Source organism: Paenibacillus sp. GbtcB18, assembly GCF_019091125.1.
Lineage (GTDB): Bacteria > Bacillota > Bacilli > Paenibacillales > NBRC-103111 > Paenibacillus_F > Paenibacillus_F chitinolyticus.
Genome location: NZ_JAGXJX010000001.1, coordinates 113,844 through 130,944 on the forward strand (window position 1 = coordinate 113,844; position 17,101 = coordinate 130,944).

At 56.1% G+C, this 17,101-nt stretch carries 21 protein-coding genes; all 21 read left to right on the forward strand.

All coding sequences use genetic code 11. From position 1 onward, the window contains the following. Positions 1-124 precede the first annotated feature (124 nt). The 21 genes from KVT34_RS00540 to KVT34_RS00640 all read left to right on the forward strand — a co-directional run bounded on the left by KVT34_RS00540 (position 125) and on the right by KVT34_RS00640 (position 17,050). Positions 125-391: a YqhV family protein gene (locus KVT34_RS00540; protein ID WP_217556152.1), complete on the forward strand. Its 267-nt coding sequence runs from the start codon at positions 125-127 to the stop codon at positions 389-391. Positions 392-472: 81 nt separating this feature from the next. Further along, positions 473-1,675, forward strand: coding sequence for a stage III sporulation protein AA (locus KVT34_RS00545; protein ID WP_217556153.1), 1,203 nt, complete (start codon positions 473-475; stop codon positions 1,673-1,675). A gap of 4 nt (positions 1,676-1,679) precedes the next feature. Then, positions 1,680-2,201, forward strand: coding sequence for a stage III sporulation protein SpoIIIAB (gene spoIIIAB, locus KVT34_RS00550; protein WP_042228642.1), 522 nt, complete (start codon positions 1,680-1,682; stop codon positions 2,199-2,201). A gap of 15 nt (positions 2,202-2,216) precedes the next feature. Further along, positions 2,217-2,420: a stage III sporulation protein AC gene (gene spoIIIAC, locus KVT34_RS00555; RefSeq protein WP_009674926.1), complete on the forward strand. Its 204-nt coding sequence runs from the start codon at positions 2,217-2,219 to the stop codon at positions 2,418-2,420. Between the two features lie 10 nt (positions 2,421-2,430). After that, positions 2,431-2,823, forward strand: coding sequence for a stage III sporulation protein AD (gene spoIIIAD, locus KVT34_RS00560; protein WP_217556154.1), 393 nt, complete (start codon positions 2,431-2,433; stop codon positions 2,821-2,823). A 51-nt stretch (positions 2,824-2,874) separates the two neighbouring features. Further along, the gene (gene spoIIIAE, locus KVT34_RS00565) at positions 2,875-4,074 is read left to right on the forward strand and encodes a stage III sporulation protein AE (RefSeq protein WP_217556155.1); all 1,200 of its coding nucleotides are present in this window, start codon (positions 2,875-2,877) and stop codon (positions 4,072-4,074) included. A 141-nt stretch (positions 4,075-4,215) separates the two neighbouring features. After that, positions 4,216-5,001: a stage III sporulation protein AF gene (locus tag KVT34_RS00570; protein ID WP_309244048.1), complete on the forward strand. Its 786-nt coding sequence runs from the start codon at positions 4,216-4,218 to the stop codon at positions 4,999-5,001. Positions 5,002-5,044: 43 nt separating this feature from the next. Next, positions 5,045-5,686, forward strand: a complete 642-nt coding sequence (spoIIIAG, locus tag KVT34_RS00575; protein ID WP_217556158.1) for a stage III sporulation protein AG — start codon at positions 5,045-5,047, stop codon at positions 5,684-5,686. A gap of 92 nt (positions 5,687-5,778) precedes the next feature. After that, positions 5,779-6,552, forward strand: coding sequence for a SpoIIIAH-like family protein (locus KVT34_RS00580; protein ID WP_217556159.1), 774 nt, complete (start codon positions 5,779-5,781; stop codon positions 6,550-6,552). Between the two features lie 158 nt (positions 6,553-6,710). Then, positions 6,711-7,205 carry an acetyl-CoA carboxylase biotin carboxyl carrier protein gene (gene accB / locus KVT34_RS00585; protein ID WP_217556160.1) on the forward strand — a complete coding sequence of 165 codons (495 nt, stop codon included), beginning with the start codon at positions 6,711-6,713 and terminating at the stop codon, positions 7,203-7,205. Between the two features lie 18 nt (positions 7,206-7,223). Next, positions 7,224-8,582: an acetyl-CoA carboxylase biotin carboxylase subunit gene (gene accC / locus KVT34_RS00590; RefSeq protein ID WP_217556161.1), complete on the forward strand. Its 1,359-nt coding sequence runs from the start codon at positions 7,224-7,226 to the stop codon at positions 8,580-8,582. Between the two features lie 85 nt (positions 8,583-8,667). Next, positions 8,668-9,078, forward strand: coding sequence for an Asp23/Gls24 family envelope stress response protein (locus KVT34_RS00595; protein WP_217556162.1), 411 nt, complete (start codon positions 8,668-8,670; stop codon positions 9,076-9,078). A gap of 79 nt (positions 9,079-9,157) precedes the next feature. Further along, positions 9,158-9,724, forward strand: a complete 567-nt coding sequence (gene amaP, locus KVT34_RS00600; RefSeq protein WP_217556163.1) for an alkaline shock response membrane anchor protein AmaP — start codon at positions 9,158-9,160, stop codon at positions 9,722-9,724. A gap of 14 nt (positions 9,725-9,738) precedes the next feature. After that, positions 9,739-9,969 (forward strand): DUF2273 domain-containing protein, encoded by a 231-nt coding sequence (locus tag KVT34_RS00605; protein WP_217556165.1) that lies wholly within the window; start codon positions 9,739-9,741, stop codon positions 9,967-9,969. A gap of 104 nt (positions 9,970-10,073) precedes the next feature. Beyond that, positions 10,074-10,535, forward strand: a complete 462-nt coding sequence (nusB, locus tag KVT34_RS00610) for a transcription antitermination factor NusB (RefSeq protein ID WP_042228627.1) — start codon at positions 10,074-10,076, stop codon at positions 10,533-10,535. A 148-nt stretch (positions 10,536-10,683) separates the two neighbouring features. Continuing rightward, entirely contained in the window at positions 10,684-11,556 is an 873-nt protein-coding gene (folD, locus tag KVT34_RS00615) for a bifunctional methylenetetrahydrofolate dehydrogenase/methenyltetrahydrofolate cyclohydrolase FolD (protein WP_217556166.1), read from the forward strand. A 3-nt stretch (positions 11,557-11,559) separates the two neighbouring features. Further along, on the forward strand, positions 11,560-12,927 hold the full coding sequence (gene xseA / locus KVT34_RS00620) for an exodeoxyribonuclease VII large subunit (RefSeq protein ID WP_217556167.1): 1,368 nt from the start codon (positions 11,560-11,562) through the stop codon (positions 12,925-12,927). After that, positions 12,911-13,186: an exodeoxyribonuclease VII small subunit gene (xseB, locus tag KVT34_RS00625; protein WP_217556168.1), complete on the forward strand. Its 276-nt coding sequence runs from the start codon at positions 12,911-12,913 to the stop codon at positions 13,184-13,186. Before xseA ends, xseB begins: the two co-directional genes overlap by 17 nt. An 8-nt stretch (positions 13,187-13,194) precedes the next feature. Next, entirely contained in the window at positions 13,195-14,085 is an 891-nt protein-coding gene (locus KVT34_RS00630; RefSeq protein WP_254634548.1) for a polyprenyl synthetase family protein, read from the forward strand. A gap of 94 nt (positions 14,086-14,179) precedes the next feature. Further along, the gene (gene dxs, locus KVT34_RS00635; protein ID WP_217556170.1) at positions 14,180-16,081 is read left to right on the forward strand and encodes a 1-deoxy-D-xylulose-5-phosphate synthase; all 1,902 of its coding nucleotides are present in this window, start codon (positions 14,180-14,182) and stop codon (positions 16,079-16,081) included. Positions 16,082-16,207: 126 nt separating this feature from the next. Continuing rightward, positions 16,208-17,050, forward strand: coding sequence for a TlyA family RNA methyltransferase (locus KVT34_RS00640; RefSeq protein ID WP_217556171.1), 843 nt, complete (start codon positions 16,208-16,210; stop codon positions 17,048-17,050). Positions 17,051-17,101 lie beyond the last annotated feature (51 nt).

The following is a 17,101-nucleotide window of genomic DNA, read 5'->3' on the forward strand; positions in this document are numbered from 1 at the left end:
CGGTGGAGTAAATTTCGTAGTCATCTTATGCGGGCGCTTCTGGGTAGGTGCCGCGTATGCCTAAAATCAGACAGGCCCGCATATGGTGAATCGAATAGCTGCAAAAAAAGGAGAGGTGACGGCTGTGATTAACAAAATCGTGCTCACCATGGCGTCTTTGCGTCTGCTGTCGGGATCGCTGGAAATTATTGCGGCGCTGTTGATGATCCGTTTTAACCAGATTGAAAAAGCGCTCTTGGTCAATACGGGTCTGGCCATGGCGGGGCCGCTGATTCTTCTGGCGACGACTACTATTGGATTGGTCGGCATTGCGGAGAAGCTTTCCTTCGGCAAGATGCTCTGGGTCGTGGCGGGCGTGAGCTGCATTTTTATCGGCATTCTCAAAAAGTAAATCAAAAAGTAAACCGACATATTCACTGCACCGGGACATACATATAAAGATAAAGGACCAGACAATTCCGGAGGTGAGGCTGTGCTTGCGTCCGTATTCGCCCATCTGCCCCCCTCCATACGCGGGATACTGGAATCACTGCCGGTGAACCTGCGTTCGGGGCTGGAAGAAATCCGGGTCCGTCAGGACCGTCCCCTTGAGATCGTATTTGACCGGCGCTGCGCGTTCGTTACGCGTGAAGGGCTGACGGACGCCGACGCCTCGCGGGCGTACAGGCCGTCCCGTGAAGAGTGCAAAAGTCTGCTTGAACTGTTGACCCGCCACTCCTTCTATTCTTTCGAGGAGGAACTGAAGCGCGGCTTTATCACGATTCCGGGTGGTCACCGGGTAGGGCTGGCGGGGCGGGTCGTCCTAGAAGGGGGAAGCGTCAAACATATCCGCGATGTCAGCTCGTTTAACATCCGGATCGCAAGAGAACTCCCCGGAGCCGGTAAACCGGTTCTGCCTCATCTTCTTGACCGGGAGGCGGACACGGTTCACCATACGCTCCTGATTTCGCCTCCCCAGCTTGGGAAAACGACACTGATCCGCGATCTGGCGCGGATGATCAGCAGCGGCGAAGCGGCATTTCCGGCAGCCGGCCGCGAGGGCGGTCCCGGCGGCGGTTCCCGAACCGGCACAAGCTGCGGGCCTGGCTTGACGGGCGGAACAGGCGGCACCGGGATTTCACCGACCGGTGGCGGTCCCAAAGCCGGGAGCCAGGAGCCTATCCCAAGGTCGGCTGCGCAGCACAGTCCGCGGAGGAGCGCCGGCTGGAAAGTCGGCATCGTCGACGAACGCTCCGAAATCGCCGCTTCCGAGCGGGGGGTGCCGCGTTTCGACCTGGGGCCGCGCACGGATGTGCTGGACGGCTGTCCGAAAGCGGAGGGCATGATGATGATGATCCGCTCGATGTCCCCCGAGGTGCTGATCGTGGATGAGATCGGGCGCCAGGAAGACGCCGAGGCTATCCGCGAGGCCCTTCATGCGGGCATCCGGATCATCGCCACGGCACACGGACGGGACCTGGGCGATGTGTTGCGCAGACCGGCCCTGCGGGAGCTGCTCGAAAGCGGCGTTTTCGGCCGCTACGTGATTCTCGGCCGCTCGGCCGCAGGCGGGCGCCTTGTGCAGGTGCTGGACGGGGACGGCCGCCAGCTTGCCGTCTTCGGCGCTTATCGTGCTCCGGCCGAAGAGAAGCCGAGCGGCTGGGAGACTATATTTTCAACCGGCGGAAGGGGATGAAGGGATGTGGGTCAAACTTGCGGGAGCCGCTCTCGTGCTCGGAGCCGGAGCGGGCTTCGGGTTCGCCAAAGCGAGAAGGTACCGGAGACGGCCGCAGCAGATCCGGGAAGTGATTCAGGCGCTCCAGCGGCTGGAAACCGAAATCGTCTACGGCTCGACGCCGCTGCCCGATGCGATCGCAACGCTGAGCGAGCAGACGCGGGCGCCTCTGGCGGGCGTGTTCCGCGAGGTGGCGGACCGCCTGTCGGAGCCGCAAGACGACACGCTGAGCGCCGTCTGGCGCGACGCTGTGCAGCACGGCTGGCGGAACTCCGCGATGAAACCGGCCGAGTTGCAGGTCGTCCTCCGGCTCGGGCAGACGCTCGGGGCCAGCGACCGCAGCGATCAGGCCAAGCATTTGCGCCTGGCGGTTCTTCAGCTCCAGGCCGAAGAGACGACGGCTGCGGAAGAGCAGAAGCGATACGAAGCGATGTGGAAGAGCCTGGGCGTCCTGGTGGGAGCACTGATCGTTATTTTGATGTATTAAAGTGGGGTGCCGAACATGAACGTAGATGTAAACGCCATTTTCCAGATCGCCGGGATCGGGATTATTATCGCCATGATCCACACGGTGCTGAAGCAGATGGGGAAGGAAGACATGGCCCATTGGGTAACCGTCATCGGTTTCGTCGTCGTGCTGTTTATGGTGGTGAGGCTGCTCGATAATTTGTTCCAGGAAATCAAAACCATCTTTTTGTTCCAGTAGGGGGGATGACGTGGAGATTATTCAAATCGTCGGACTCGGCCTGATCGCCACTGTCCTCATCCTCATTATCAAGGAACAGAAGCCGATGTTCGCTTTCCTGCTGGCGGCGTTTACGGGCATCCTGATTTTTCTTTTTCTGATCGGCAAAATCGCTTCGGTCATTGAAGTGCTCCATAATCTGGCGCAGCAGTCCGGCGTCAATATGGTGTTTTTGAAAACGATCCTCAAAATCATCGGCATCGCGTACATAGCGGAATTCGGGGCGCAGATCGTAAGGGATGCCGGGCAGGAATCAATCGCTTCGAAAATCGAGCTTTCCGGCAAGATTCTCATTATGGTCATGGCCATTCCGATCATCACCGTCATTATCGAAACCGTGATTAAACTGTTTCCGGCGACCTGATCAACCGGACAAGCGTGTGCCGGAAGCGAACCGGATAGGGAGTGGAGAGCATTGGCGCAGCAGCTGTCGCACCGGACGTGGACAACCCTCGTCTTATTCGTCGCACTATTTCTGGGCTTCCTCAGCCACACGGAGGCGCAAAAACTAAACCCCGCAAACCCGATCGATACCCTTGTAAAAGAGCAGACGAACCAGCTTGACACGGAGTCCGTCGAGAAATTTTGGGACAAGCTGATGAAAGAATACGGGGGCTATTTTCCCGATAACCGGCCACCGAGCTTTTCCGACCTGATTGCCGGGACCAAAACGTTCGATTTCTCCAACCTGTGGAAAGGGGCGCTGAAGTACCTGTTTCACGAGATTGTGGTCAACGGGAAGCTTCTCGTGTCGATTGTGATCCTGACGGTATTCAGCATGCTGCTGGAGACGCTGCAAAGCTCGTTTGAACGCAACAACGTCAGCAAGGTCGCTTTCGTCGTGTCCTATCTCGTGCTGCTGATCATAGCCGTGAACAGTTTTCAGGTGGCCATCGAATACGCCAACGGCGCGATCTCGTCCATGATCCAGTTTATGATCGCCTTGATGCCTCTTCTGCTGTCCCTGCTCGCTTCATCGGGGGGGATCACGTCGGTGGCCATTTTGCATCCCCTGATCGTGTTCATGATCCATACCATCGGTACGGTGATCTACGTATTCGTGTTTCCGCTGCTGTTCTTCTCGGCGGTTCTTCATATCGTCAGTTCCATGTCGGACAAGTATAAAGTAACCCGGCTGGCGAGGCTTCTTCAGAAAATCGCCATCGGCACACTTGGGGTATTCGTGACCGTGTTTTTGGGCGTCATCTCCGTGCAGGGAAGCATGGGGGCGGTAACCGACGGCGTGACGCTGCGGACCGCCAAATATATCGCGGGCAATTTTATTCCGATCGTGGGCAGGTTGTTCTCGGACGCGACGGAAACAGTGCTGGGAGCCTCGCTGCTTGTGAAGAATGCGGTCGGCCTGACCGGGGTCGTCATTGTGATTCTGCTGTGCGCGTTCCCGGCGATCAAAATTTTGGTGCTGGCCCTGATCTATCACATTTGTGCGGCGGTTATGCAGCCTCTGGGAGACAGCCCCATCATCGCCTGCCTGTCCACGATCGGCAAGAGCATGGTGTATGTGTTCGCGGCCTTATCGGCCGTAGGCCTTATGTTCTTCCTGGCCCTGACGATTATGATAACGGCCGGGAACATCGCCGTGATGGTGCGCTAGATCGGGATGACCGCAGGCTTCCGTCAAAAAAGTTGGTATATCCCGAGACGCGAACGAATATATACAAGCATAGGCGAACAAGCTCAAACAACCTGGAGCAGCCGGATGGGGGCTTGTTCGCCTAAGAAGGAGGCTTGCCCCGTGGAGTGGCTAGGCGGTTGGCTTAAGACGGTCGTCGCCCTGATTCTGCTCGCCACGTTTATCGAGCTGATGCTCCCGACGAACAAGATGCAGCGGTATGTCCGGACGGCGATGAGCCTGTTCATCCTGCTGACGCTTCTCTCGCCCGTGCTGCAGTTGGCCCGCAAAAGCTGGGACCCGGGGAGGCTTCTCGCCGAGGCTCAGTCGGGGCGGCAGCTTGGGGGCGGCGGCGCGGCAGGCGGACGTCAGGCGCCCGCAGGGTCCGGTCCTTCCGGCCAGCCGGCATCGCTGCAGGCAGTCATGGAGCAGGCGGACCGGCTCCAGGCGGGCAGCCGGGAACAAGCGGTCCGCCTGCTGGAAGAGAAGCTTGCCGCCGAGATGAGGCAGACGCTGCAGAAGGAAACGCCCTACCCCATCCGGGATATCCGGGTGAAGACGGCGGTGGACGGGCAGGGCGCCGCATCGGTAGCAAGCGTCGAGCTGACGCTGGACGACGCGGCATCTCCGGCTGCGGAACCGGACGCCTACGGCGGCACCCTCGCGGGTGAAGCCGAAGCATCCGGCATGACGCCGGTCGCGCCCGTCGCGCCTGTGGCACCCGTGGATGTCCGCATCGGCGGCGCAAACGGCCCGGGCGGCAGAGCCGTTCCCGCCCAGACCGGGGAACAGCCGAGCCCGGCGCAGCGGGAAGCGGAGCGGAAGCTTGCCAAGGCGGCGGAGCTTGGCTGGAAGGTTGACCCGTCTCACATTTCAGTGCAATGGACGAAGGAACAGTCGAAGCTTTAGCAAAACCAGAAGAAGCGGCAGGGAGCGATGGTGAGGTGAGCGGATGGGCTTTTGGAAGCAGTGGAGGAGTAAATGGTTCGGGACAGGCGAGGACGGCAAACGTTCCAATTCCTTTCTTTGGATTGTACTGCTCGGTCTGGTCGGTGCCGCCTTGATGATTTTAAGCTCGTTTCTCAATTTCAAAGAAGTGGAGCCTGCCGGCGACAGCCGGGCGTCTCCCTCGACCCAGCAGGGCAAAGAGACGTTTATGGGCGGAGCGGCCAAGGACAAGACGCCTTTCCGGGAGTACGAGGAAGCCTACGAATCCCGGCTCCGGGATATTCTCCGTAAAGTAGTCGGCGTAGGGGATGTGGAAGTGCTGATTACGATCGAATCTACGGAAGAAATCGTCGTGGAGAAGGATTCGAAGGAAAATCAGCAGCTGACGACGGAAAAAGATACCAATGGCGCCAACCGGAATATTTCCCAGGTTACGAAGGAAGGCAAAGTCGTGCTTTATCAGGTGTCGGGCGACCAACAGCCCCTTGTCGTCAAGACGATCAAACCCAAAGTGAGCGGCGTGCTTGTAGTCGCCAAAGGGGCCGAAGATCTGACCGTCAAGAAAATGATGATCGAAGCCGTCGCCCGGGGCATCGACGTTCCGGTTCACCGGATTTCCATTCTTCCGAGGAAAACAGCCGAATAGCGGGGCTTGCAAGGAGGACTCCGCATTCCGGCATAAGTGTAAAGCTTTACAGCCATCCCATTACTTATTAATCCGTTAGGAGGAATTATTCCATGAATGCCAAAAGACAAACAATATGGCTCGTTTCCATGCTGAGCCTGATGGTCGTACTGTCCGCTTATTACCTGTTTACCGAGGATGTCAGCAAGGTGGACGTCGCTTCCACGGCTCCTAAAGCGGACGAAGTGAAGATCGATCTCAGCCAGGTGTCACCGGAGCAGGCCGTCGCCGATGCGGGTAAAGCTTCCGCAGACAAAGCGGCAGATGCGAAAGCGGACGGGACGAAGACGACAGCGGATGCCAAAACCGATGCGAAAACCGACACGAAAACCGATGCGAAAGCGGAGGCCAAGGCAGGCGACGCCAAGGCGCAGGACTCCAAAACGGGCGCAACCGCCTCCAAAGACGGCAAAGATGCGGCGGCCGCTCCGGCTTCGGCGGAAGCCAAAATCAGCCAGCAGACGCAGGCCAGCAGCAAATCCGGCCGTGACTACCTGACGAAGCTTCAGCTCGACCGCCAGGACGCCCTCTCCAAGAAGACCGAAGAGCTGCTGACGCTCATCACCGATAAAAATCAGTCCTCTGATGCGGTGAGCAAAGCGCAGCAGGAGCTTCAGCAGATCGAAGACACGAACACCCGCGTGACGAATGTGGAGGACGTTCTCTCCAAAGACTATCCGAATGCGGTGCTGACCCAGGACGGAAGCAAGTGGAAAGTGACCGTACAATCGGATAAACTGGAGAAAAGCCAAGCGGTTTCCATCGTCGAAACGGTGATGAAAGAACTGAAGGTCGGACCCGAAATTTCGGTCCAGTACGTGAAATAAGCGGCCTTAAGAAAAGCCCGTCCGGCCGCATAAACCGCATATTAATCAAGAGTGGAAAGAGTCCGGACAAACTGGACTCTTTCCATTTCTTGCGGTTGTGATATAATACATACGTCGTATTACGGCATCGGTTCACCATTTTTGAAGGAGTGACATGGATGTTCAAGCTGAGCGAAATTAAAGAATTAATGAAACTAATGGACCAGACGTCCCTGCAGGAACTCGAAATTGAAAACGAAGGTGCGCGTTTGTCGATACGCAAACCTAACAAAACCGAGTCCGTAGTCGTTACGGCGGCTCCCGTGCAGCAAACGTACGCGCCCGCCATTGCTCAAGCGGTACCCGGAAGCGCTCCCGCACATGTGGCAGCAGAAGCTCCGAAAGCGGATGAACAGAAGGAATCGGATTCTACCTTACATAAAATCGTATCGCCTATGGTAGGCACATTCTACCAGGCTTCCTCTCCGGGATCTGCCCCGTTTGTTTCGAAAGGTTCTAACGTGAACGAGAAATCGGTCGTCTGCATCGTGGAAGCAATGAAGCTGATGAATGAGATCGAAGCGGAAGTAAAAGGCGAAATCGTTGAAATTCTGGTCGAGAACGGCCAACTTGTCGAGTACGGCCAGCCTCTGTTCTTGGTGAAGCCGGAGTAATTGAACGGAGGGAACAAAATGGGTTTTCAGAAAGTCTTAATTGCAAACCGCGGTGAAATTGCCGTGCGGATTATTCGCGCCTGCCGTGAACTTGGCATTCAGACGATTGCCGTCTACTCGGAAGCGGACCGGGACGCTCTTCACGTCCGTCTTGCCGATGAAGCGTACTGCATCGGACCTACGCCTTCCAAAGACAGCTATTTGAATTTTACAAATATCATGAGCGTGGCCACGCTTACGGATACGGACGCCATTCATCCGGGTTACGGGTTTCTGGCGGAGAATGCGGATTTCGCGGAAATCTGCGAAAGCTGCAACATCACGTTTATCGGCCCTTCCCCGGAAGCCATTACCAAAATGGGGGACAAGGCAGTCGCGAAGCAGACGATGAAGGAAGCGGGCGTTCCCGTTATTCCCGGCTCCGACGGACTGATCGAGGACCTCGACGAGGCCATCGCGCTCGGTCGTGACATCGGCTACCCGCTGATTATCAAAGCGACGGCCGGCGGCGGAGGCAAAGGCATCCGGATCGCCGAGAGCGAGGATATGCTGATCCAGCATATTATGACGGCCCAGCAGGAGGCTCAGCTGAACTTCGGCAACTCCGGCGTTTACCTGGAGAAGTACCTCACGGGCATGAAGCACGTCGAAATTCAGATCATTGCGGACAAGCACGGCAACGCGGTCCATCTGGGCGAACGCGACTGCTCGGTGCAGCGCCGCCGCCAGAAGCTCGTCGAAGAAGCGCCTTGCCCGACCTTGACGCCGGAAATCCGTCAGGCGATGGGGGAAGCGGCCGTTCGCGCAGCGAAGGCCGTCGACTATTCCGGCGCGGGCACGCTCGAATTTTTGCTGGGACCGGACGGGAACTTCTATTTCATGGAAATGAATACCCGTATCCAGGTCGAGCATCCCGTCACCGAATTCGTAACGGGCGTCGACCTGATCAAGGAAATGATCCGTGTCGCCGAAGGCAACCCTCTTCCGTTTACACAGGAAGATATTCAGATCAACGGCTGGTCGATCGAATGCCGAATTAACGCGGAAGATCCCGAGCGCAACTTTATGCCGTCGCCGGGACGCATTAACTTCTACCTGCCTCCGGGCGGTATAGGCGTCCGCGTGGACAGCGCGGCTTACCCGGGTTATGTGATTCCTCCGCATTACGATTCCATGATCGCCAAGCTGATCGTATGGGGAGCGACCCGCGAGGAAGCCGTGAACCGGATGAAGCGTGCTTTGGCCGAGTTCGAAGTCGATGGCGTCCATACGACGATTCCTTTTCATTTGAAGCTTTTGAATCATCGCAAATTCCTGAGCGGAGATTTCGATATTAAATTCCTGGAAGAGCACGACGTGAACGACCCGGAATCCTAAGCGGGATTCATTGTCATAAAAATTCCGGAATGGTATAGTATTAAATTAGTGGGCTTATCCCAAACGTGCAGGAGGTGTGCATAGGATGACGATGATTGCAGCGGATTATGAAAAGACAGATATGGGCACCATTCAGATCGCTCCTGAAGTCATAGAAGTGATTGCGGGACTCGCTACCGTCGAGGTGGAAGGCGTGGCCGGCATGAGCGGAGGTTTTGTCAACGGCATTACCGAGCTTCTCGGACGCAAAAATTTTGCCAAAGGCATCAAGGTGAACGTCGGTCAGCGCGAGGCGGCGATCGATGTCTCTATCGTGATGGAATTCGGACACCGGATTCCCGAAGTGGCCGGCAAGATCCAGCAGAACGTGAAATTGGCAATCGAATCGATGACAGGGCTGAGTGTCGTGGAAGTAAACGTTCACATTCACGACGTCCAATTCAAGACGGCCGAGAAGCCGGTTGAAGAGGAATCAGCCGCACTGCGCGTAAAATAATAAATAGCAGCGGCTACACATTGACCCCCAACCGCTAAGGACGGGGGTTCCTCACTTATTTCGGAAGGAGCCATTTGCTGTGGTCAAATTATTGGACAGACTCCTGTTATTTCTATTCAGCCTCGCGATCATGTTCCTATCCGCCATCGCCGTACTCGCCGTTTTTCAGCTCATTCCGATGAGAGCGACCGATTATTTTCTCCAGGATGTATTTGACAGCGGTTTTACCGTATCCAAGGCATGGGTGATCGGTGCCGGAATCGTTATTTTTCTGATTAGCATCCGCTTTTTTTACATATCCGTACGCAGAAGCCGCACGCAAGCGCCGTCTATCGACCAGCGCAGTGAATACGGGGATATCCGGATTTCGGTGGAAACGGTGGAGAATCTGTCGTTGAAAGCGGCCGGAAGAAGCCGCGGAGTTCGCGATCTGCGTGCTCGTGTGAAGGTGAGCGAAGCCGGACTCGAGATCGGCATTCGTACCGTAGTGGACGGGGAATCCTCCATTCCGGAACTTACGGAGGAAATACAGTCCGCGATCAAGAATCACGTGGAAGAGATTACGGGAATCCCGGTCTCCGGCGTATCCGTCTATGTGGCGAATATCGTGCAGAATACCCCAACGTTTAAAAGCCGGGTAGAATAGAGGTGGGTCCTCTCATGTGGAAAAAATTGTGGCAGGAACACCCCGGAACGATAACCGGCGGAGGAGCCGGACTTGTTCTGGGCCTGGTCTATCTGTTTTTCGGCTTCTGGAATATGCTGATCTTTGCATTTATCGTGTTCCTGGGGTATTATATCGGCAAAAAAGTAGACCGGGGAGAAGATCTTTTGCTCCCGTTCCAGAACCTTTGGCAATTTCTTACGCAAAAATGGAGAATGTTTCGCTGAAATCCTGGGTTCATCCTTGGATTTTTTTGTTTGGGTTGGATTTAAAATGACGTATACTAGACGTAGACGAACGAACTAGCGGTTTAAGATGTGGGAGGCATACAATGAGGCGTAGAGTAGCCAGAGAAATAGCTTTGCAGAGCTTGTATCAGATCGATATGAACGGGGTCTCGGCGGCGGAAGCGGTGAACGTTGCCGTACATGAGGCGGAGAACGATAACGAAGCCCAGGTGGATCATAAGGAAAAAATCATGCCGGAGTATATCCGTGAACTCGTGGACGGTACGTTAAACAACCGGGACCGGATCGATCAGCTTCTGGCCGGTTACCTGAAAGGCTGGAAAATGGACAGGCTGTCCCGCGTAGACCGTGAAGTGCTGCGCCTGGCCGCATTCGAAATGCTGTTTCAGGAAGATGTTCCGCCGAAGGTTGTCGTTAACGAGGCCATTGATCTGGCGAAGCATTTCGGTACGGACGATTCCGGCAAATTCGTGAACGGCGTACTCGGCAAAATGATTAAAGACGTAGATACGCTGAGGGAACATATCCGCAGCGGCAAAGAGTAATGAAACGGGCGCACGGTTGTCGGGACTTCTGAGAAGTCGTCCGGACAGCTTTGCGCTATCTGCTTATAGCGGGATACAATAGGGAAACAACACGCACAACAGGAAAACAAAGAAAACCATTAACGGATAACTAGGGAGGAGAACCGTCATGGCAGCAGAAGTGATTAACGGCAAAGAAATCGTCCGTTCCATCCGGGAAGAAATCAAACAGGAAGTCGAGGAACTTTCCGCCCGGGGTACGACCCCCGGACTCGTGGTGATTATCGTAGGCGATGACCAGGCTTCCCATGTCTATGTCAATAACAAGGAAAAGGCTTGTGCCCAAGTCGGCATCCAGTCTCATGTGCACCGTCTTCCGGCGGACACTACCCAGGAAGAGCTTGTCAAGCTGATCCATGAGTATAACCGGAATCCGGAGTTTCACGGTATTCTTGTACAGTCTCCGCTTCCCGGCCACATCAACGAGGAGCAGGTTGTGGATGAGATAACTCCGGAGAAAGACGTGGATTGTTTTCACCCGGTTAACGTGGGCAATCTGATGATCGGCAAAGAAGGCATGCTTCCTTGTACGCCGGCCGGCGTTATGGAAGTTTTGAAAAAAATCGGGGTGTCCCCGGCAGGCAAACACGCCGTCGTCGTCGGAAGAAGCAACATCGTCGGCAAACCGATGGCGATGCTGCTGCTCCGCGAGCATGCGACGGTTACGATCTGCCACTCCCGCACGCCGAATCTTCAGGATATTACACGCCAGGCGGACATTCTGGTTGCCGCGGTAGGCAAAGCCGGCGTGATCGAGGACCGGCACGTGAAACCGGGTGCGGTCGTGATTGACGTCGGGATGAACCGGAACGCCGAAGGCAAGCTTTGCGGGGATGTCGATTTCGATGCCGTTAAAGAAATCGCGGGCTACATCACACCGGTTCCGGGATGTGTAGGTCCGATGACCATTACGATGCTGCTCAAGAATACGCTGAGCTCGGCCCGCCGCGCGTCTAATACGGGTACAGAAGCGGGCGTGTAACGCATGAGCGAGCGCGCCGTATTATCCATTAAGGATCTCAACCGCTATATCAAAATGAAGCTGGAAGGCGACAATCGCCTCCAGGACGTTTGGGTGCGCGGGGAGATTTCCAACTTTACGCATCATTCCAGCGGTCATATGTATTTTACGCTGAAAGATAAAGACAGCCGTCTCAAAAGCATTATGTTCGCGTCGTACAACCAGCGGCTTCCGTTCCGTCCGAAGGAAGGTACGATGGTGATCGCCCGGGGAAACGTTTCCGTCTACGAACGGGACGGGCAGTACCAGTTCTACGTGACGCAGATGCAGCCCGACGGAATCGGCGGCTTGTACCTCGCGTTCGAGCAGCTTAAGCAGAAGCTCGATAGCGAGGGCTTGTTCCGCACCGAGCGGAAGAAGCCGATTCCCCGGATGCCGAAAGCCGTCGGCGTGATCACTTCGCCGACGGGAGCCGCGATCCGGGACATCATCATCACCCTGCAGCGGCGGTTCCCGAATGTGCCGATTCTGCTGCATCCGGTACTGGTGCAGGGCGCTCAGGCAGCCCCGTCCATCGTCCGCGCGATCGAGACGATGAACAACCTCGGTGAAGTCGACGTGCTGATCGTCGGCCGCGGAGGGGGATCGCTGGAGGAGCTGTGGGCGTTCAACGAAGAAATCGTTGCCCGCAGCATCTTCGCCTCCGCGATCCCCATCATCTCGGCCGTCGGCCACGAGACCGACTTCACCATCGCGGATTTCGTCGCCGATCTCAGGGCGGCGACGCCTACGGCCGCGGCGGAGCTGGCGGTGCCTCACCATCTGGAGCTGAAGCAGCAGATGGCTCATCTCGGCCAGCGCCTGCACCGGGGCCTGCTGCAGCAGCTGCAGCGCCGTCAGGACCGGCTGGAGCGGCTCCGCCGCTCGCCTTATCTGACGAATCCGCACCGGCAGCTTCTGCAGCATTCGGCCCAGCGTCTGGATCGGCTGGGCGAGCAGCTTTCTTTCCGCATGCGTCAGCTTGTCGGCCGGGCCGGCGACCGCCGCATGCGTCTGGAACGCACCCTGTCGGGCTTCAACCCGCAGGAGCAGGTACGCTACGCCCGCAAACGCGTCGAAGGCGCAGAGCGGGCGCTGACGCTGGCGATGCAGGGCGTCGCCAGGGGACGCAGGCAGCAGCTCGTATCCACGCTGCGCCATTTGGATGCGCTGAGCCCGCTTAAAGTGATGCAGCGGGGGTACAGCCTTGTTTACGACGAGAAAGAAAAACGCGTATTAAATTCGATCGAGCAGGTTCAGATCGGCGACATGGTCCGGGTTCAGTTGACTGACGGACGGCTCGATTGCCACGTCTGGGCGATGGAGGAGAAAACAAATGGGGAACGAAAGTAATCTGCAGGAAGAAACCGCCATCAGCTTCGAGGAAGCGATGGACAAGCTGGAGGGAATCGTTGCGAAGCTGGAGAGCGGGGATGTCCCTCTCGAGCAGGCGATCGAGCTGTACCAGGAGGGCATGAAACTGTCCCACCTGTGCGGCCAGAAGCTTGAAACGGTGGAGAAGAAGATCGAAATGCTCGTGGAAAGCGAAGCCGGCCTATCAAAGAAGCCGTTCGGAGCCAATATGATCGAGGATAAAGGGGAATCCCGTTGAACACAGACATGAACATCCAAGAATATATCGCTTCCTATGCGAAAGAAGTCGAGGGAGAGCTTCAAGAGCTGTTCCCCCGGCTTTGGGACATTCCGGATGTGCTGCGGCAGTCCGCCCAGTATTCGATCGATGCGGGAGGCAAGCGGCTTAGGCCGATTCTCGTTCTTGCGGCGGCGGAAGCGCTGGGGGGACGCAAGGAAGCCGCTATGCCGGTAGCCTGTGCCATTGAAATGGTGCATACGTACTCGCTGATCCACGATGATTTGCCTGCTATGGATAATGATGACTACCGGAGGGGCAAACTAACCAACCATAAAGTTTACGGAGAAGCGATGGCGATCCTAGCGGGTGACGCTCTGTTGACGCAGGCGTTTTACAGCGTTTCACAGGCGCGCCGGCACGGTGTTCCGGCCGAACAGGTTCTGAACATCGTCGAGGAACTCGCCGAATATTCCGGAGCCCGGGGAATGGTGGGCGGGCAAGTGGCCGATATGAAGGGCGAGCAGGGCATTACGGAGCTTAGCGGCCTGGAATATATCCATCAGCACAAAACGAGCGATCTCATCATGTTCTCTCTCCGCGCGGGGGGAAGGGTTGCGGGCGCGGACGACAAGCAGCTTGAAGCGCTTACGGACTTCGGCCGCTCGATCGGGCTGGCGTTCCAGATCCAGGACGATATTCTGGATGTGACCGGCACGCAGGAGAAGCTGGGAAAAGCCGTAGGCAGCGACGAGAAGCAACAGAAGGTGACGTATCCTTTTTTCATCGGGCTGGAGGAATCGGAGCGGCGGGTCGCGCAGCTGACGGACGAAGCCAAAACGGCCATCGCAGGCGGGGTTCTGCCGAAACCGCAAAGGCTGCTGGAGCTGGCCGATTACCTAATGAAGCGTGACCGCTGAAATTATGGTATAATGGTGAAATCAAATACACGAACACATGAACGTATTTCATAAATTTTGCTAATTTTCACCTTTGGAAAGCGAGGAAATTAATGTGCTGCTCGATCATATTAACCAGCCAGAGGATTTAAAGAGGTTGTCTACGGCGGAGCTTGAACAGCTGGCAGAGGAAATCCGGCAATTTCTCGTAGAAAAGCTGTCTGCTTCCGGCGGGCACCTCTCCTCCAATCTGGGCATAGTGGAGCTGACCATCGCGCTGCATACGCTGTACGACAGCCCCCGGGACAAATTTATTTTCGACGTGGGGCATCAGGCGTACGTGCACAAAATTTTAACCGGGCGTAAAGACCGTTTCGATACCCTGCGCAAGTACAAGGGGATGTGCGGCTTCATCAAGCGGGCGGAAAGCGATCACGATGTATGGGAAGCGGGACACAGCAGCACCTCGCTATCGGCTGCGATGGGGATGGCCATGGCCCGGGATCTGAAAGGCGAAGACTTCCGTGTTTTTGCCGTGATCGGGGACGGAGCCATGACGGGCGGTATGGCGCTTGAAGCGATGAACCATATCGGCCACGAGAAGAAGAATCTGACCGTTATTCTGAACGACAACGAGATGTCTATTGCCCCGAACGTGGGCGCGATCCACAATTATTTGAGCAAGATCCGGTCCGACAAGCACTACCGCAAAGCGAAAGAAGAAGTCGAAAGTCTCCTTAAGAAAATCCCGGCTATCGGAGGGACTCTGGCCAAGACGGCGGAGAAAGTCAAGGATAGCCTGAAATATTTGCTTGTTTCCGGTGTCTGGTTCGAGGAACTCGGCTTCAACTACATCGGTCCGGTTGACGGTCATAATCTGCCTCTGCTGCTTGAAACGTTGAAGCAGTCGGAGAAAGTGGAGGGCCCCGTGCTCATCCACGTCATTACGACCAAGGGAAAGGGGTACTCCCCCGCCGAAATGGATTCCCACAAATGGCACGGAGCGAGCCCGTACAAGATCGAATCCGGCCAGTTTCTTAAAGCCGTGGGCAATCCCATGTATACCGAAGTATTCGGCAATACGCTTATTGAGTTTGCCGAGAAAGACGAGCGCATAGTGGCGGTCACGCCGGCCATGCCGGGAGGATCGGGGCTGATGAATTTCGCCGCCCGCTTCCCTGAGCGCATGATTGATGTAGGTATCGCCGAACAGCATGCCGCTACATTATGCGCAGGCATGGCGGCGGAGGGGATGAAACCGGTATTTGCGGTTTACTCTACTTTCCTCCAGCGTGCCTACGACCAGGTCGTGCATGATATTTGCCGTCCCAAACTGAATGTCATGTTTGCCATTGACCGCGCAGGCTTCGTAGGACCCGACGGAGAAACGCATCAGGGCGTATACGATATCGCCTTCCTGCGCAGCTTGCCGAATATGGTGCTTATGATGCCCAAAGACGAGAATGAACTCCGCCGCATGATGCGGACGGGGATTGACTATAACGAAGGGCCGATCGCCGTCCGATATGCCCGCATCAACGGGCTAGGCATCCCGATGGATGAGAATCCGCAGCCGATTCCGATCGGCACCTGGGAGACGCTGACCGAAGGAGAGACGATGGCGGTGCTGGCCGTCGGCCCGATGAACCAGATCGCTCTGGAAGCCGCGGATATGCTGAGAAAAGAAGGCATCAACCTGCGCGTTATCAACGCCCGGTTTATCAAACCGATGGATGAGGCCATGCTTCTCCAGCTTGCCAAAGAGCACATGCCGATCATCACGATGGAAGAAGGATCGGAACAAGGCGGCTTCGGCAGCGCGGTGCTCGAATTTTACGCGAAACAGGGCATTGAAGGCATGCGTGTCCGCACGATGGGCGTGCCGGATTACTTCGTGGAGCATGGTTCGATCAAAGAACAGCGCCAAGAAGTCGGCTTAACCGCCGAGCACCTGATTACGCAGGTGCACACGCTGCTGCCGCGCAAACGCCAGCGTTCCGCCGGCCTGAACGCCTAACGCCGCACAAGGAACCGGCGGGCAGGGCCCGGCTTGGCATCACATGATGAGGTCAACCACGGGAACCAGCTTACACGTGCCGGCGGCAGCCGGCCCAAACGACGAACGATAACAGGAGCTTATGGAATGGCGACAGATAAAGAACGAATTGATGTACTGCTCGTCGAACAAGGCTATTTTGAAAGCAGAGAAAAAGCCAAGGCCGCCATTATGGCTGGCCTTGTTTTTGCTGATGAGGAGCCTGTCGATAAGGCGGGAATGAAAATTAGCCGCGCGGCCGCCTTGAAAGTAAAGGGTGCGGTGCATCCATACGTAAGCCGCGGAGGTTTAAAACTGGAAAAAGCGTTAAAACAATTTAACATCGACGTAAAAAGCGCGGTTATGCTCGATATCGGTGCTTCTACCGGCGGTTTTACCGACTGTGCGCTTCAGAACGGGGCCTCGTATGTATACGCGATCGATGTAGGATATAACCAGCTCGACTGGTCGCTTCGTCAGGATGAGCGTGTCCAGGTGATGGAACGCACGAATTTCCGTTACTTGACGCCGGAGGAATTGACCGGTCCGCCCCCGTCTTTTGCCACGATCGATGTATCTTTCATTTCCTTGAAAATCATTCTGCCTCCGCTGAAAACGATGTTGGGTGTAAAAGGGGAGACGGTTGCCCTCATCAAGCCTCAATTCGAAGCGGGACGCGAGAAAGTCGGCAAATCCGGGGTGATCCGGGATTCGGAAGTGCATAAGGACGTATTGGAAAGTGTTCTCGGATTCGCGAAGGAAATTGGTTTTTACTTAAAAGGACTTACGTTTTCCCCGATTACCGGCGGCGAAGGAAACATTGAATTTCTTGCGTATTGGACCTGCAATCCCGAAGATCCGGATAAGCTGGAGGAACCTCTTCAATCCCTGATCGATCGTGTCGTTCCCGAGGCTAAGGCCATGTTCGCCAAACCGGAAACCCGGTATTGACAGTAGGGCGGTTTTAATAGAAAGCCGGGTTTGCCGCAAGTAAACACAGGA

Coding starts and splice junctions, on each gene's coding strand:
- xseA (WP_217556167.1), top strand. CDS start 11,560: ATGAGCGAGCGCGCCGTATTATCCATTAAGGATCTCAACCGCTATATC.
- KVT34_RS00630 (WP_254634548.1), top strand. CDS start 13,195: ATGAACATCCAAGAATATATCGCTTCCTATGCGAAAGAAGTCGAGGGA.
- KVT34_RS00580 (WP_217556159.1), top strand. CDS start 5,779: ATGAATGCCAAAAGACAAACAATATGGCTCGTTTCCATGCTGAGCCTG.
- xseB (WP_217556168.1), top strand. CDS start 12,911: ATGGGGAACGAAAGTAATCTGCAGGAAGAAACCGCCATCAGCTTCGAG.
- spoIIIAC (WP_009674926.1), top strand. CDS start 2,217: ATGAACGTAGATGTAAACGCCATTTTCCAGATCGCCGGGATCGGGATT.
- KVT34_RS00640 (WP_217556171.1), top strand. CDS start 16,208: ATGGCGACAGATAAAGAACGAATTGATGTACTGCTCGTCGAACAAGGC.
- accC (WP_217556161.1), top strand. CDS start 7,224: ATGGGTTTTCAGAAAGTCTTAATTGCAAACCGCGGTGAAATTGCCGTG.
- KVT34_RS00605 (WP_217556165.1), top strand. CDS start 9,739: ATGTGGAAAAAATTGTGGCAGGAACACCCCGGAACGATAACCGGCGGA.
- KVT34_RS00595 (WP_217556162.1), top strand. CDS start 8,668: ATGACGATGATTGCAGCGGATTATGAAAAGACAGATATGGGCACCATT.
- folD (WP_217556166.1), top strand. CDS start 10,684: ATGGCAGCAGAAGTGATTAACGGCAAAGAAATCGTCCGTTCCATCCGG.
- nusB (WP_042228627.1), top strand. CDS start 10,074: ATGAGGCGTAGAGTAGCCAGAGAAATAGCTTTGCAGAGCTTGTATCAG.
- spoIIIAG (WP_217556158.1), top strand. CDS start 5,045: ATGGGCTTTTGGAAGCAGTGGAGGAGTAAATGGTTCGGGACAGGCGAG.
- spoIIIAB (WP_042228642.1), top strand. CDS start 1,680: ATGTGGGTCAAACTTGCGGGAGCCGCTCTCGTGCTCGGAGCCGGAGCG.
- accB (WP_217556160.1), top strand. CDS start 6,711: ATGTTCAAGCTGAGCGAAATTAAAGAATTAATGAAACTAATGGACCAG.